Genomic DNA, 14,125 nt, shown 5'->3' with positions numbered 1-14,125 from the left:
CTCTGGTTCAGCCCCTCGCTTTGTTCAGCTGCCCGGTCACCGTGTCCAGCAGTTCCTGCCAGGACTTCTCGAACTTCTCGACGCCTTCGGTCTCCAGCGTCAGGAACACGTCGGGCACGTCGATGCCCGCCGCCGACAGCTTGTCGAAGATCGCCTGCGCCTGCTCGCCCTTTCCGGAAACCGTGTCGCCGGTGATCTCGGCGTGGTCGGCGACCGAGTCCATGGTCTTCTCGGGCATCGTGTTCACGACGTCCTTGACCACGAGCTGGTCGACGTAACGGGTGTCGGAGTAGGCCGGGTCCTTCACGCCGGTGGAGGCCCACAGCGGACGCTGCGCGTTCGCGCCGGCTTCGGCGAGCGCCTTCCACTGGTCCGTGGCGAACAGCTTCTCGAAGGCCGCGTACGCGAGCCGTGCGTTGGCGATGGCCGCCTCGCCCAGCAGCGCCTTGGCCTCGTCGGTGCCGATCGCGTTCAGCCGCTTGTCGACTTCACTGTCCACACGGGACACGAAGAACGACGCGACCGAGTGGATGCCCTTGAGGTCGTGGCCGTTGGCCTTCGCCTGCTCCAGGCCGGCGAAGAAGGCCTTGATGACGGCCTCGTAGCGCTCGACGGAGAAGATCAGCGTGACGTTGACGCTGATGCCCTCGGCGAGCACCGCGGTGATCGCGGGCAGACCCTCTTCGGTCGCCGGGATCTTGATCATCACGTTCGGCCGGTCGACGGTCTTCCACAGGTCCTTGGCCTCGGCCACCGTCTTGTCGGTGTCCTTCGCCAGGCGCGGGTCCACCTCGATGGACACGCGGCCGTCCACGCCGTTCGTGGCGTTGTACACGTCGCGGAACAGGTCCGCGGCGTTGCGCACGTCGGTGGTGGTCAGCTCCCGGACGGTGCCGTCGAGGTCCGCGCCGCGGGCGGCGAGGTCGTTGACCTGCGCGTCGTAGGCGGCGCCGTTCGACAGCGCGTTCGCGAAGATCGTCGGGTTGGTGGTCACGCCGACGACGTGCTTGTCGCGGACGAGCCCGGCGAGGTTGCCCGATTCCAGGCGTTCCCGCGAAAGGTCGTCCAGCCAGATCGAGACGCCTGCTTCGGAGAGCTGCGCGAGTCGGTCAGTCATGAGTGCACTCCCTTCAATTCAGTTCTTGGTGTTGGCGATCGAGCGGCGGGCGGCGTCGACCACGGCTTCGGCGGTGAAGCCGAACTCGCGGAACAGCGTCGCGGCGTCGGCCGAGGCGCCGTAGTGCTCGATCGAAACGTTCTCGCCGGCGTCGCCGGTGAAGCGCTGCCACGGCATCGCGATCCCGGCCTCGACCGAAACGCGGGCCTTGACCGACGGCGGCAGAACGGCGTCCTTGTAGTCCTGGTCCTGCGCGTCGAACCACTCGACACACGGCATCGAGACCACGCTGGTCGGGACGCCGTCGGCCTCGAGGGTCTTGCGCGCCTCGACGGCCAGCTGGACCTCGGAACCGGTCGCGATCAGCACGACCTCCGGGGTGCCGTTGGACGCCTCGGCCAGCACGTAGCCGCCCTTCTTCACGCCCTCGGCGTTCGTGCCCTCCAGCACCGGCACGTTCTGCCGGGTCAGCGCGAAGCCGGAGGGGTGGTGCACGTCCTCCAGCACGGCCTTCCACGCGTACGCGGTCTCGTTGGCGTCCGCCGGGCGGACGACGTTGAGGCCCGGGATGGCGCGCAGCGCGGCGACCTGCTCGATCGGCTGGTGCGTCGGGCCGTCCTCGCCGAGTCCGATCGAGTCGTGCGTCCACACGTAGATGACCGGCGCCTTCATCAGCGCGGCGAGCCGGACCGGCGGGCGCATGTAGTCGGAGAAGGTGAGGAAGGTCGCGCCGTACGGGCGGGTGCCGCCGTGCAGCGCGATGCCGTTGAGGATCGAGCCCATCGCGTGCTCGCGGATGCCGAAGTGCAGCGTGCGGCCGTACGGGTTGGTCTTCCACATGTCGGTGCCGGCCGCGGCCGGGCCGAACGAGTCGGCGCCCTTCATGGTGGTGTTGTTGCTCTCCGCGAGGTCAGCGGAACCGCCCCACAGCTCGGGCAGCGGCTCGGCCAGCGCGTTCAGCACCTCGCCGGAGGCCTTGCGGGTGGCGATGCCCTTGGCGTCGGGCTCCCACGACGGCAGGTTGTCCGCGAAGCCCTCGGGCAGCGTGCGGGTGGACAGCCGGTCGGCCAGCTTCTTGCGCTCCGGGTTCGCCGCGGCCCACGCCTCGAAGCGCTCCTGCCATTCGGCGCGCTCCTTCTCGCCGCGCTCGACCAGCTGGCGGGTGTGCGCGAGAACCGCGTCGTCGACGTCGAAGTTCTTCTCCGGGTCGAAGCCCAGCGCCTTCTTGACGCCCGCGACCTCTTCCGCGCCCAACGCCGCGCCGTGCGCCTTGCCGGTGTTCATCTTGGTGGGGGCCGGGTAGCCGATGATCGTGCGCAGCTGGATGAACGACGGCCGCTGGGTCTCGGCCTGCGCCGCCTTGATGGCCGCCTCGATCGCGACGACGTCCTCGCCGCCCTCGACGGTCTGCACGTGCCAGCCGTAGGCCTCGTACCGCTTCGCGACGTCCTCGGACAGCGCGATGTTGGTGTCGTCCTCGATGGAGATCTTGTTGTCGTCGTAGAAGACGATCAGGTTGCCCAGCTCCTGGCGGCCCGCGATGGACGAGGCCTCGGAGGTGACGCCCTCTTCGATGTCGCCGTCGGAGGCGATCACGTAGATGTGGTGGTCGAAGATGCTCTCGCCGGCCGGGGCGTCCGGGTCCAGCAGGCCGCGTTCGCGCCGCGCCGCCATCGCCATGCCGACGCCGTTCGCGAGGCCCTGGCCCAGCGGGCCGGTGGTGGTCTCGACGCCCTTGGTGTGCCGGTACTCCGGGTGGCCCGGGGTCTTGGAGCCCCAGCGGCGCAGCTGCTCGAGGTCTTCCAGCTCGAGGCCGAAGCCGGCCAGGTACAGCTGGATGTAGAGGGTCAGGCTGGAGTGGCCGGCGGAGAGGACGAACCGGTCGCGGGCGGGCCACTCCGGGTCCGCCGGGTCGTGCCGCATCGTGCGCTGGAACAGCGTGTACGCCAGCGGCGCCAGGCTCATCGCAGTGCCCGGGTGCCCGCTGCCGCAGTTTTCGACGGCGTCCGCGGCCAGCACGCGGGCGGTGTCTACGGCGCGGGTGTCGGTCTCGGTCCAGTCGGCCGGCACATTGCGCCGGAGCAAGGGGTTGGTCTCGCTGCTAGAGGTTTCGGACACTGAACTCGAACTCCTGCGTCGGTGAAGTGGTGGCTGTATTCCGTGCGTGCCGCTCAGGTGCTGCGGTGTGCGCCCTCAGTTATCTCAATCGATCCCGAAGGGACGATATTCCTGCTGACGGCGCTGTGCAGGCGGAGCGAGCGGCCCGACGCTGTCACCCTAGTGCGTACGCGTGCGCGCGAGCGCGGGCGAGCACCCTGCGGGTGAGGTGATCCTGCCCGCCTGTCCTTCCCCGGCTACCCGCCGCGGGCCTTCGCGACTCGCGGGGCGACGTGACGGACGAGACATCGCCGGGCGTGTCCCGGACCCGCGGGCGTCGAGCCCATCCGCCACGTCTAACATCGATCGCGGGCCAGGCACGGAAGTTCTCACACAGCACCACCTGTTTCTTCCGGGCCGCCCGGCCCAGGACTGACTCAGGGAGCGAAATGTCGTTGGTGAACGCTGCGCACGGACGCAGTGAAGACACCAGCGCCGTACCCCCGGACGGCGGACGGCCGAGCGGGGCCCGGCGAAGCTTCCGCCAGGTGGCCGGCGCGTACGCCGCGCTGGCGAAGCCGCGCGTGATCGAGCTTCTCCTCGTCACCACGATCCCCGCGATGTTCCTCGCCGGGCGCGAGGTGCCGAACCCGTGGCTGGTGGTCGCGACGCTGATCGGCGGCACGATGGCCGCGGGCAGCGCGAACGCGCTCAACTGCGTGATCGACAGCGACATCGACAAGGTCATGAACCGCACCAAGCGGCGTCCGCTGGTGAAGGACGCGGTGCCGCGGCGCAACGCGCTGATCTTCGGCCTCGTGCTGGGCGTCGCCTCGTTCGCCGTCCTGTACTTCACGGTGAACCTGCTGGCGGCGGTCCTCGCGATCGCGACCATCCTGTTCTACATCTTCGTCTACACCCTCGGCCTCAAGCGGCGGACGTCGCAGAACGTGGTCTGGGGCGGGGCCGCGGGCTGCATGCCGGTGCTGATCGGCTGGGTCGCGGTCACCGGCACCGTGCAGTGGCCTGCGTTCGTGATGTTCGGCGTGATCTTCTTCTGGACCCCGCCGCACACCTGGGCGCTGGGCATGAAGTACCGCGACGACTACGAGCGCGCGGGCGTGCCGATGCTTCCGGTCGTCGCGACCGCCGAGCACGTGGCCCGGCAGATCGTCATCTACTCGTGGGTGATGGTCGCCTGGACGCTGCTGCTGCTCCCGGTCACCAGCTGGCTGTACGCGACGTTCGCGATCCTCGCCGGCGGCTGGTTCCTCTTCTACGCGCACCGGCTGCAGGCCGCCGTGCACCGCGGCGAGGAGACCAAGCCGATGGCGCTGTTCCACCGGTCGAACACGTACCTGATGATCGTGTTCGTCGCGCTGGCGGTCGACTCGGCGATCGGCTTGCCGGTCCTCGGCCTTCCTTTCTGATCCGTTCCGCCCCGTTTCGCGCCGGGCAGGAATGGCCCGGGATCCTCGCCGGTTGCACTCTTCCGGCCCCGATCCCGACCTGAAAGCAGGACCTTTCCTTGCCCGAGGAACCGGCCTACGAAGCCGAGCTGCGCCGCGAACAGGCCTACACCGACGCCCTGTTCGCGAAGCTCGACTCCGAACGCACCCAGACCCAGCGCCGGCTGGACGAGACCCTGCGCCAGACCGGCGGGACGCCGCAGGCGCGGACCGAACGCGAAGCCGCCACGAACCTGCACACCGACCGGCTCGCCCAGCTCGGGTCGGTCGAGCAGGGATTGTGCTTCGGGCGGCTGGACTTCGTGCCGGGCAGCACCTCCGAAGACACCGAGGAGACCGCCTACATCGGGCGGCTCGGCCTGTTCGACGAGGACGACGACTACCGGCCGCTGCTGATCGACTGGCGCGCCCCGGTCGCGCGGCCGTTCTACCTCGCCACCGCCGCTTCGCCGGACGGCGTGCGCCGCCGCCGGCATCTGCGGTCGCTGAGCCGTCGCGTCACCGGGTTCGACGACGAGATCCTCGACCTGACCGCCGCCGATCAGGGCCAGGATCTCGGGCTGGCCGGAGAAGCGGCGCTGCTGGCCGCGCTGGAGCGCCGCCGGACCGGTGAGATGGCCGACATCGTCGCCACCATCCAGGCCGAGCAGGACCGGATCATCCGCGCGCCGCTCGGCGGGGTGATGGTGGTGCAGGGCGCGCCGGGCACCGGGAAGACCGCGGTCGCGCTGCACCGCGCGGCGTATCTGCTCTACACGCACCGCCAGCAGCTGACCACGCGCGGCGTGCTCGTCGTCGGCCCGAACTCGACCTTCCTGCGCTACATCGGCCAGGTGCTGCCGTCGCTCGGCGAGACCGGCGTGCTGCTGTCGACCATCGGGCAGCTGTGGCCGGGCCTGGACGCGGACGGCGTCGAGTCCCCGGAAGCAGCCGAGGTGAAGGGCCGGCTGGTGATGGCCGACGTGCTCGCCAAGGCCGTCCGCGACCGGCAAGGTGTACCCGATCCGGTGATCGAGATCGAGCACGAACGCGAGATCCTCAAGCTCGACCGGAAGACCTGCGCGCAGGCCCGCACCCGGGCACGCCGTTCGCGGCGGCCGCACAACCTCGCGCGGCGGCTGTTCGTCTCCGACGTCCTCGACGCGCTCACCCGGCAGGCCGCCCGCGCGCTGGGCGAGGATTTGCTGGACGCGCAGGACGTCCAGGACATCCGCGCCGAGCTGGCCTCGAGCCCCGCGGTGGCCGTCGCGCTGAACTCGCTGTGGCCGAAACTCACCCCGGGAGGCCTGCTCGACGACCTGTTCGCCGACCGCGAACACCTCGATCGGGCGGCGGGCGACCTGCTGTCCGAAGCGGACCGGAAGCACCTGGAGAGCGGCCGCACCACGAAGTGGACGCCCGCCGACGTGCCGTTGCTCGACGAACTGGCCGAGCTGCTCGGCACCGACGACTCCGAGGAAGAGGCTGCGGAGAAGCGCCGCGAACGCGTCGAGCGCGCGTATGCCGAGGGCGTGCTGGACATTCTCGAGCAGGACGAGGAAATCCAGGACGAGGAGATCCTGCGGGTGTCCGACGTGCTGGACGCGGAAATGTTCGCCGAACGCCAGCAGGCGCGCAGCGAGCTGACCGCGGCGCAGCGTGCCGCGCAGGACCGGACGTGGACGTTCGGGCACGTGATCGTCGACGAGGCGCAGGAACTGTCCGCGATGGACTGGCGGCTGCTGATGCGCCGCACGCCGAACCGGTCGATGACGCTGGTCGGCGACGTCGCGCAGACCGGGGCCGCCGGGGGAGCGCGGACCTGGGACGAGGTGCTGTCGCCGTACGTCGCGGACCGCTGGCGGCTGGAGCAGCTGACGGTGAACTACCGGACCCCGGCGGAGATCATGGCAGTCGCGGCGGGCGTGCTCGCCGAACTCGACGTGGACCTGGCCGCGCCGGCGTCGGTGCGGGAGACCGGGGTGCCGCCGTGGGGCGTGGAAGTCGCTTCGCTGGACGGGGAACTGCCCGCGCTGGTGGCCGCCGAACTGTCCGCTGTGGACGGTGGGACCGTGGCGGTGCTGGTGCCGGGCGGTCGCGTCGACGAGGTGCGGAAGCTGCTTCCCGAGGACGAGCGGCTGAGCGTGCTGACGGTCGACCGGTCAAAGGGGCTGGAGTTCGACGGGGTCGTGCTGGTGTCGCCGGACGAGATCGTGGCGGGCTCGGCGCGCGGGCTCAACGACCTGTACGTGGCGCTGACCCGGGCGACGCAGCGGCTCGGCGTGGTGCGGACTGGTCCGGCGGTGCCCGCGCTCGGCGGGCTTGGTTAATCGCCGAGTCCGCTTTCGGGTGTTCCTCACGGAAAGTGTTGACCACGCCGCGGCCAAGTGCATACCGTCGCTGAGGAGCGAGGTCGCGAAATGGCGTATTCAGATGGCCTGGTCTACGTGGGCCGAGTCAGTCAATGGGACACGGACAACGGGTGGGGAGTTGTCGAATCCGACAGTTTCAGCGATCCCGTCTGGGTGCACTATTCGGTTGTCGATCCGGCGAGCTGGGGCGTGCTCGGCAGCGGATTTCGCCAGCTCTATGTGGGCGACGAAGTCCGCATGATCGTCGAGCACGCCGAGCAGGACGATTTTCGTCTGCGGGCGTCGTGGATCAAGTCGACGAAGGAGCGCGGGAATGGGCCGGAGGAAAGCCGCTGAGGCGGTAGCCGTCGGTGCTGTCGTCGCCGCCGCGCTGGCGCTGGCGGCCGGGCAGGCGAGTGCGGACCACTATCACACCTTCACCCAGGACAACACCACGTTCGACGCGACAGACGCGAACGGGCGGTTCACCGGTCAGGCAGTGACTTTTCCCGGAAGAGCTGTTCCGATGGCGTGGTCCTTCCGGATTTCGCCCGCTGTCCAAGCGATCGCGGTGAGCTCGATGAACTGCACTGCCGGGCATATGCAGCTGCCGTACCACGATGCCCACAGCAATATCCCGGTCGACTATTTTTGCATTCGACGGTGCAGGGAAACAAATCCGACAACACTCCCTACGATCTTTACGGGTCGTGTGTCTTCAAGGTGAAGAACAACGGGACCGCGAACCTGAAGTTCACGTTTCATTACCTCATGCTCTGCGGGCCTTGCGGCCCCCGGCCGGAGGCCTCGCCCGAGCAGCGGCTGTCGACGCGACTCGATATCGATTACCGATGGTGATGCTCAGGGTGTGGCATGAGCGCCGGCGCCGATGCCACACCCGTCCGAGCCACGCTGCTTACGGGATCAGCAGCAGCTTCCCGGTCGTCCGGCGTCCCTGCAGGTCCTCGTGGGCCTTGCGGGCGTCGGCGAGCGGGTAGCGGCCGCCGATGCGGACGTTCAGCGAACCGTCCTGCACGGCGGCGAAGAGTTCGCTGGCGCGCCAGTCGAGTTCCTCGCGGGTGCGCAGGTAGTGGCCGAGCGTCGGGCGGGTCAGGAAGAGCGAGCCGCCGGAGTTGAGCCGCTGCGGGTCGATCGGCGGGACCGGGCCGCTGGCCGCGCCGAACAGCGCCAGCGTGCCGCGGATTTTCAGGCTAGCGAGGCTGCCGTCGATGGTGCTCTTGCCGACGCCGTCGTAGACCACGGCGACGCCTTCTCCGTTGGTCAGCTCGCGGGTCGCGGCGGCGAAGTCCTCGCGGTCGTAGCGGATCACGTGGTCCGCGCCCGCGCCACGGGCCAGCTCGGCCTTCTCGTCGGTGGACACCGTGGCCAGCACTCGAGCGCCGCGCGCCTTCGCCAGCTGCACCAGCAGCAAACCGACACCGCCGGCCGCCGCGTGGACGAGGATGTCGTCGCCTGCCTTGACTTCGTAGGTCGAGCGCACCAGGTAGTGCGCGGTCAGGCCCTGCAGCATCGTGGCCGCGGCGGTCTCGTCGGACACGCCTTCGGGCACCTTCACCGTGGCGCTGGCCGGGACCACCGCGCGCTGGGCGTAGCTGCCGAGCACGCCCTGCCAGGTCACGCGGTCGCCGGGAGCGAATCCGGTGACGCCCTCGCCGGTCTCCACGACCGTCCCGGCGCCCTCGGAACCGAGGACGAACGGCAGGTCGATCGGGTAGATGCCCTGGCGCTGATAGGTGTCGATGTAGTTCACGCCCGCGGCGGCGAGGTCGACCAGCAGTTCGCCCGCGCCGGGCGGACCGGGCTCGATCTCGGCCAGTTCCAGCACTTCCGGGCCGCCGGTCCGGGTCACCTGCACTGCGGTCGGCATGGTTCCTCCTCGAGATGTGCGCGTCTGCCGTCCACTATGGCCGAGAACACGGTCGGGCCGCGGGGGCGGGGGTCTCGGGTTAAGCTCCGGACGTGGCTGAGGAGACCGAAAACACGCCGACCGCGCCGACCGCCCGCCAGCTGGCCTCCGCCCGCGGCTTCGTGGCGAAGCACGGCAAACCGTCGCGCGCGGTGGTCGAGAACATCGGGCTGGCCGGCGCGCGGGTCGTGCTCGTGGGCCCGGACGGGGCGATGGGCGACGTGCTGGTCGCCGGGGTCGAGACCGGTGCCGCGCTGGTCGAGCAGGTCGACGACCTCGAGGCGGCCGAGTGGGACAGCGAAACCGTGAAGACGGTCAAGATCGGTGCCGCGCACCGGCGCAAGATGGCCGGGCCGCGAGCGGGCCGGTGACGCGCTCGGCGATTTTCGTCGGCTGCGCCGCGCTGCCTGAGGGCGACGGCGACGAGGCCGCGGTGCTGCCGGCGCTCGCGGACCTCGGATTCACCGTGAGCTGGGCGGCCTGGGATTCGGCCGCTGACTTCGCTTCGGCGGACATCGTGGTGTTGCGTGCCGCCTGGGATTACCCCTCGCGCCGTGAGGAATTCCTCAGCTGGTGCGAAGATGTCCCGGGGCTGAGCAACTCGGCGACGGTCGTGCGGTGGAACACCGACAAGACGTACCTGGGCGAACTGCTCGACGCGGGCGTGCCGACAGTGCCGGTCGAGATCGTGCCGCCGGGGGAGAAGCCGCGCTGGCCGAAGAAACCGTTCGTGGTGAAGCCTTCGGTGGGCGCGGGAGGCCGCGACGCCGCCCGGTTCTCCTCCGCCGGTGCGGACGCGGAGCAGCATCTGCGCGCTTTGCACGACGACGGGCGCACGGGTTTGATTCAGCCGTATCAGTCCAGTGTGGACACTCAGGGCGAGATCGCGGTGACCTACTTCGGCGGCGTTTATTCGCACGCCTTCACGAAATTCGCTCCGTTGGATTCCTCAATGGACACTTCCGGGCTGTACCGGGAAGAGCGGCTCGCGGCTGCTGTTCCGGCTCCGGAGGTGCGTGCGGTGGCGGAGGACGCGCTGGACGCCGCCTGCGGGCTGCTCGGCATTTTGCGGGCGGAGCTCTTGTACGCGCGGGTGGATCTGGTGCGCGGGGACGACGGTCGGCCGCTGGTGCTGGAGCTGGAGTTGACTGAGCCGTCGCTGGGCTTCCGGCATGCGGACGCGGGCGCGCCGTTGCGGTTCGCGTCGGCGGTGCGGCAGCAGTTGGCCTAGTCCCACCCGGCAATGCTTGAAGGTCCGTGAAGGGCTCCTTGAGGGAATCAGATTCCCTCAAGGAGCCCTTCACGGACTGTCAGCCAGGTTGCTGGACGCGCTTCGCCGCCAACCGCTCTGCCCGGGGCCAGCGGACGTCGCTTGCCCAGCCGAACCTCTCGAACGCCCAGATCACCCGGGCCGAGACGTCCACCTGTCCGCGCAGTACGCCGTGCCGGGCGCAGGTCGGGTCGGCGTGGTGGGAGTTGTGCCACGACTCGCCCATGGACAGCAGCGCCAGCGGCCAGAAGTTCGCCGCGCGGTCGCGGCTCGCGAACGGGCGGTCGCCGATCAGGTGGCACACCGAGTTCACCGACCAGGTCACGTGGTGCAGGAACGCGATCCGCACCAGGCCGGCCCAGAAGAACGCCGTCAGCGCGCCTTGCCAGGTGCCGCTGAACGCCCAGCCGAGCGCGGCGGGCAGGGCGAGGCTGAGGGTGATCCACAGCCAGAAGAACCGGTTCACCAGGCGCAGGTCGCGGTCGTTGACGAGGTCCGGCGCGAAGCGGTCGGCGTTGGTGACCTCGCGCTGGAACATCCAGCCCATGTGCGCGTGCCAGAACCCGCGCAGCAGCGCGGCGGGCGAGGTGCCGAAGAGCCACGGCGAATGCGGATCGCCCTCGCGGTCGGAGAACGCGTGGTGGCGGCGGTGGCTCGCGACCCAGAAAATCACCGACCCCTGCACGGCCATGCTCCCCGCGATCGCGAGCGCGATCCGCAGCGGGCGGCTCGCTTTGAAGGCGCCGTGGGTGAAGTAGCGGTGGTACCCGACGGTCACGCCGAGCGTCGCGAGCACGTAGAAGACAGTCGCGAGGATCAGGTCGGTCCAGCCGATGCCCCACCCCCACAGCAGCGGCACGGCGGCGATCAGCGCGGCGAACGGCACGAGCAGGAACGTCTTGAGCACGATCATCTCGGCGGTCCCGCGCCGGCCGGAGAGCAGGGGCTTGCCGGGGCGGGCAGGGGCGGTCGGCATGGCGGCACCTCGGGCTTTGCGGGGCTTTCGGAAAGCCGGACGGCGATGACGGTAAGCCGCCGACCTGTCCGCCGGGCCGACGCGCAGTTACGCCCGGATGACCGTCAGTTCGCGGTGGCGAGTTCCCGCTTCTCCGCGGGCTCCAGCGACGTCACCGGCCCGCGGTCGCGAGTCCCCGTCCACAGCACCGCCGTCACCACGATCACGAGCGCCGAGCCCAGCACGTGGAACGACACCATCGCCTCGGGCACGCCCAGCGCGTACTGCACCGTTCCCAGAATCCCCTGCAGCAGCGCGACAATCCACACCCACGCATACCGCTGCCACACGCTCTTCGGCGCACCGACGCGCATCAGCGTGAGCCCGAAGACCCCCAGCACCACGAGGTACGCGATCAACAGGCCGCTGTGGACCCGGGCCAGCTGCTCGATCGGGGCGTCGAGGCGATGCGTGTTGACGTCGCCGCCGTGCGGGCCCGCTCCGGTGACCGTCGTGCCGGCGATCAGGACCGCCCACATCAGGACCGTCAGCAACACCAGCATCTGCCGTCCCAGCTTCGGGACCAGCGGGCGCGCGGGTTCGTCTCCTTCGCGGAACGCCTTCAGCAGCAGCACCGCCAGCCACACCAGCGGCGTGGACGCCAGGAAGTGGATCGCGACCGTCCACCATTCCAGTTTCGCCAGCACGGTCAGCCCGCCGATGACCGCCTGCAGCACGACGCCGCCGGGCATCGTCCAGGCGAGCTTCACCAGCCGTTTGCGCTCCGGGTGGTCGACCTGGATCCGCCACGCGGTGAGCACGGCCAGCGCGGCCACCACGATCACGACGCCGGTCAGCATCCGGTTCGAGAACTCGATCCACTGCGTGACCGCGTCGATGCCGGGGTGCCGCACCGGCACCAGGCTGCCCGCGACGCACTGCGGCCAGGTCGGGCATCCCAGCCCGGACCCGGTCACCCGCACCACGGAACCGGTGACGCCGATGCCTGCCTGCGCGACCACCGCGGCGATCCCGACCCCGCGCTGGACCGCGGCGGACGGATACGGCAGGCGGGCGATCAAACTGCGAAGGGACACGCGGAAAGAATACTCGCGCGCGTTTTCCCGCCTTCACGCGGCGGTATTGTCCGGCACGGATTTGCCAGCGCGCGCAAGGAATCGGGTGCGGCGGCCGTCACATTCGGCGCGCGATTTCCGGCGCGGCGATCCGGAAATCGGGGGTGGGATTCAGGTGAGTTTCGTAGTGCGCGTCGCCAGCACTCCGGCCGCCGCGGCCCACACCACCAGCACCGCCGCCGGTCCCACCGGGAACTGGCCGTCCACCAGCGCCGCGCGCATGCCTTCCGCCAGCGCGCCCGAGGGCAGCAGCGAAACGATCACCCCGACCCCGGACGGCAACGCCGGCGGAGCCAGCAGGATCCCGCCCGCGAGCAGCAGCACGAACCACACGATGTTCGCCAGCGCCAGCACGGCTTCCGCGCGCAACGCGCCGCCCAGCAGCACGCCCAGCGCGCCGAAAGCGAGCGTTCCCAGCAGCAGCAGCACGACCGCCGAACCGATCCCGGCGGCCGACGGCGACCAGCCGAGGAAAGCCGCCACCACGCCGAGCACCACGGACTGCAGGGCCACCACGACCAGCGCGGCCACGACCCGTCCGGCCACGAGCAGCCAGCGCGGCAGCGCCGTCGCCGAAAGCCGCTTCAGGACGCCGTAGCGGCGGTCGAAGCCGAGGGCGATCGCCTGGCCGGTGAAGGCCGACGACATGACCGCCAGCGCGAGGATCCTCGGTGTCATCCAGTCCACTTTGGACGCTGAGCCGAGCTGGCTCGCGGGCAGGATGTCCAGCGAGCTCAGGCCGATCAGCAGCGCGAGCGGGATGATCAGGGTGAGCAGCAGCTGCTCGCCGTGCCGCAGGGTCAGCGCGGCTTCGACGCGTGCGTGCGTGCGCAGCATCTTGCCGAGCGAACCGCGGCCGGGCGCGGGGGCGAAAGTGCCTGCGGGGAACGGAGAACTCATGCGCGCAGCTCCCGTCCGGTGAGTTCGAGGAACACTTCTTCGAGCGTCCGCCGTCCGACTTGCAGTTGTTCGGGCAGTACGCCCTGTTGCGCGCACCAGGCGGTGACGGCGGAGACCACCTGCGGGTCGACCGCGCCTTCCACCAGGTACGAACCGGGCGCGGTTTCGCTGACCCGGTACCCCTCCGGCAGCGCGGCCGCGAGCAGCGTCGTGTCGAGCTTCGTGCGGGCGCGGAACCGCAACTGCGCCGCCTCGCCCGCCTCCAGCGTCAGCGAATGCGGCGTGCCTTCGACGACGACCTTGCCGTGGTCCACGATCACCACCTGGTCGGCCAGCGTTTCCGCTTCCTCCATGAGGTGGGTGGTGAGCAGGACGCTCACGCCGTCCGCGCGCAGCGCCGCGAGCAGGTCCCACACCAGCCGCCGCGCCTGCGGGTCCATGCCCGCGGTGGGCTCGTCCAGGAACACCAGTTCCGGGCGGCCGACCAGCGCGCACGCCAGGGAAAGCCGTTGCTGCTGCCCGCCGGAGAGCCGTTTGAACGGCGTCCGCTTGGCGCCGGCCAGGCCGAGCACGTCGAGCAGCCACGCCGGATCGTGCGGGTTCGCCGCGCAGGAAGCCACTAGCCGCAGCATTTCCTCCGCGCGCACGCCCGGGTACGCGCCGCCGCCTTGCGGCATGATGCCGACGCGCGGGCGGAGCCGGGAGCTGTCCGCGACGGGGTCGAGGCCGAGCACGCGCACCCGGCCCGCGTCAGGTCTGCGGAAACCCTCGCAAATCTCGACAGTGGTCGTTTTTCCGGCGCCGTTCGGCCCGAGCAGGGCCAGCAGGGAACCACGCTCCATGCGCAGGTCGATGCCGTCGACCGCGGTGGTGGAGCCGTAGCTTTTCGCCAAGCCGGAGATCTCGACGGCGGGGTTGTCCACA

General features: G+C 70.1%; 13 protein-coding genes. 6 read left to right on the top strand and 7 right to left on the bottom strand.

What is annotated here, in order from left to right:
- Positions 1-7: 7 nt before the first annotated feature.
- Both tal and tkt read right to left on the bottom strand, forming a co-directional pair.
- A complete protein-coding gene (tal, locus tag ABD156_RS05140; RefSeq protein ID WP_344267235.1) occupies positions 8-1,117 on the bottom strand; it encodes a transaldolase in 1,110 nt (369 codons plus the stop codon).
- Positions 1,118-1,135: 18 nt separating this feature from the next.
- Positions 1,136-3,235: a transketolase gene (tkt, locus tag ABD156_RS05135; protein WP_344267233.1), complete on the bottom strand. Its 2,100-nt coding sequence runs from the start codon at positions 3,233-3,235 to the stop codon at positions 1,136-1,138.
- 428 nt (positions 3,236-3,663) lie between these two features.
- On the opposite strand from tkt, the gene ABD156_RS05130 reads away from it, so the two are divergent.
- The 4 genes from ABD156_RS05130 to ABD156_RS05115 all read left to right on the top strand — a co-directional run bounded on the left by ABD156_RS05130 (position 3,664) and on the right by ABD156_RS05115 (position 7,740).
- The gene (locus ABD156_RS05130) at positions 3,664-4,644 is read left to right on the top strand and encodes a heme o synthase (protein ID WP_344267231.1); all 981 of its coding nucleotides are present in this window, start codon (positions 3,664-3,666) and stop codon (positions 4,642-4,644) included.
- Between the two features lie 98 nt (positions 4,645-4,742).
- Positions 4,743-6,992, top strand: coding sequence for a HelD family protein (locus tag ABD156_RS05125; RefSeq protein ID WP_344267229.1), 2,250 nt, complete (start codon positions 4,743-4,745; stop codon positions 6,990-6,992).
- Positions 6,993-7,082: 90 nt separating this feature from the next.
- The gene (locus ABD156_RS05120) at positions 7,083-7,370 is read left to right on the top strand and encodes a cold-shock protein (RefSeq protein ID WP_344267227.1); all 288 of its coding nucleotides are present in this window, start codon (positions 7,083-7,085) and stop codon (positions 7,368-7,370) included.
- Positions 7,348-7,740, top strand: coding sequence for a hypothetical protein (locus tag ABD156_RS05115; RefSeq protein ID WP_344267225.1), 393 nt, complete (start codon positions 7,348-7,350; stop codon positions 7,738-7,740). Before ABD156_RS05120 ends, ABD156_RS05115 begins: the two co-directional genes overlap by 23 nt.
- 189 nt (positions 7,741-7,929) lie before the next feature.
- Here ABD156_RS05115 and ABD156_RS05110 read toward each other — a convergent pair whose 3' ends face one another.
- Positions 7,930-8,901, bottom strand: a complete 972-nt coding sequence (locus ABD156_RS05110) for a quinone oxidoreductase family protein (RefSeq protein ID WP_344267223.1) — start codon at positions 8,899-8,901, stop codon at positions 7,930-7,932.
- Positions 8,902-8,993: 92 nt separating this feature from the next.
- On the opposite strand from ABD156_RS05110, the gene ABD156_RS05105 reads away from it, so the two are divergent.
- Together ABD156_RS05105 and ABD156_RS05100 are read left to right on the top strand one after the other, a co-directional pair.
- Complete coding sequence (locus ABD156_RS05105) at positions 8,994-9,311, top strand: hypothetical protein (RefSeq protein WP_344267221.1); 318 nt, start codon at positions 8,994-8,996, stop codon at positions 9,309-9,311.
- A complete protein-coding gene (locus ABD156_RS05100) occupies positions 9,308-10,171 on the top strand; it encodes an ATP-grasp domain-containing protein (protein WP_344267219.1) in 864 nt (287 codons plus the stop codon). The genes ABD156_RS05105 and ABD156_RS05100 overlap by 4 nt, the downstream gene beginning before the upstream one ends.
- Positions 10,172-10,250: 79 nt before the next feature.
- Here ABD156_RS05100 and ABD156_RS05095 read toward each other — a convergent pair whose 3' ends face one another.
- From ABD156_RS05095 to ABD156_RS05080, 4 genes are all read right to left on the bottom strand, one after another.
- On the bottom strand, positions 10,251-11,186 hold the full coding sequence (locus tag ABD156_RS05095) for an acyl-CoA desaturase (protein ID WP_344267217.1): 936 nt from the start codon (positions 11,184-11,186) through the stop codon (positions 10,251-10,253).
- Between the two features lie 104 nt (positions 11,187-11,290).
- Positions 11,291-12,262 carry a COX15/CtaA family protein gene (locus tag ABD156_RS05090; protein WP_344267215.1) on the bottom strand — a complete coding sequence of 324 codons (972 nt, stop codon included), beginning with the start codon at positions 12,260-12,262 and terminating at the stop codon, positions 11,291-11,293.
- 150 nt (positions 12,263-12,412) lie between these two features.
- Entirely contained in the window at positions 12,413-13,201 is a 789-nt protein-coding gene (locus ABD156_RS05085) for an ABC transporter permease (RefSeq protein ID WP_344267213.1), read from the bottom strand.
- Positions 13,198-14,124 carry an ABC transporter ATP-binding protein gene (locus tag ABD156_RS05080; RefSeq protein WP_009075909.1) on the bottom strand — a complete coding sequence of 309 codons (927 nt, stop codon included), beginning with the start codon at positions 14,122-14,124 and terminating at the stop codon, positions 13,198-13,200. The genes ABD156_RS05085 and ABD156_RS05080 overlap by 4 nt, the downstream gene beginning before the upstream one ends.
- Between the last annotated feature and the right edge of the window lies 1 nt (position 14,125).

Origin of the sequence: Amycolatopsis albidoflavus, from assembly GCF_039525725.1 — a bacterium.
Classification (GTDB): Bacteria; Actinomycetota; Actinomycetes; order Mycobacteriales; family Pseudonocardiaceae; genus Amycolatopsis; species Amycolatopsis albidoflava.
The sequence above is the reverse complement of the archived record's forward strand: the minus strand, read 5'-3'. Positions and strand labels throughout refer to the sequence as shown.

Coding starts and splice junctions, on each gene's coding strand:
- ABD156_RS05115 (WP_344267225.1), top strand. CDS start 7,348: ATGGGCCGGAGGAAAGCCGCTGAGGCGGTAGCCGTCGGTGCTGTCGTC.
- ABD156_RS05110 (WP_344267223.1), bottom strand. CDS start 8,901: ATGCCGACCGCAGTGCAGGTGACCCGGACCGGCGGCCCGGAAGTGCTG.
- ABD156_RS05120 (WP_344267227.1), top strand. CDS start 7,083: ATGGCGTATTCAGATGGCCTGGTCTACGTGGGCCGAGTCAGTCAATGG.
- ABD156_RS05085 (WP_344267213.1), bottom strand. CDS start 13,201: ATGAGTTCTCCGTTCCCCGCAGGCACTTTCGCCCCCGCGCCCGGCCGC.
- tal (WP_344267235.1), bottom strand. CDS start 1,117: ATGACTGACCGACTCGCGCAGCTCTCCGAAGCAGGCGTCTCGATCTGG.
- ABD156_RS05095 (WP_344267217.1), bottom strand. CDS start 11,186: ATGCCGACCGCCCCTGCCCGCCCCGGCAAGCCCCTGCTCTCCGGCCGG.
- ABD156_RS05130 (WP_344267231.1), top strand. CDS start 3,664: ATGTCGTTGGTGAACGCTGCGCACGGACGCAGTGAAGACACCAGCGCC.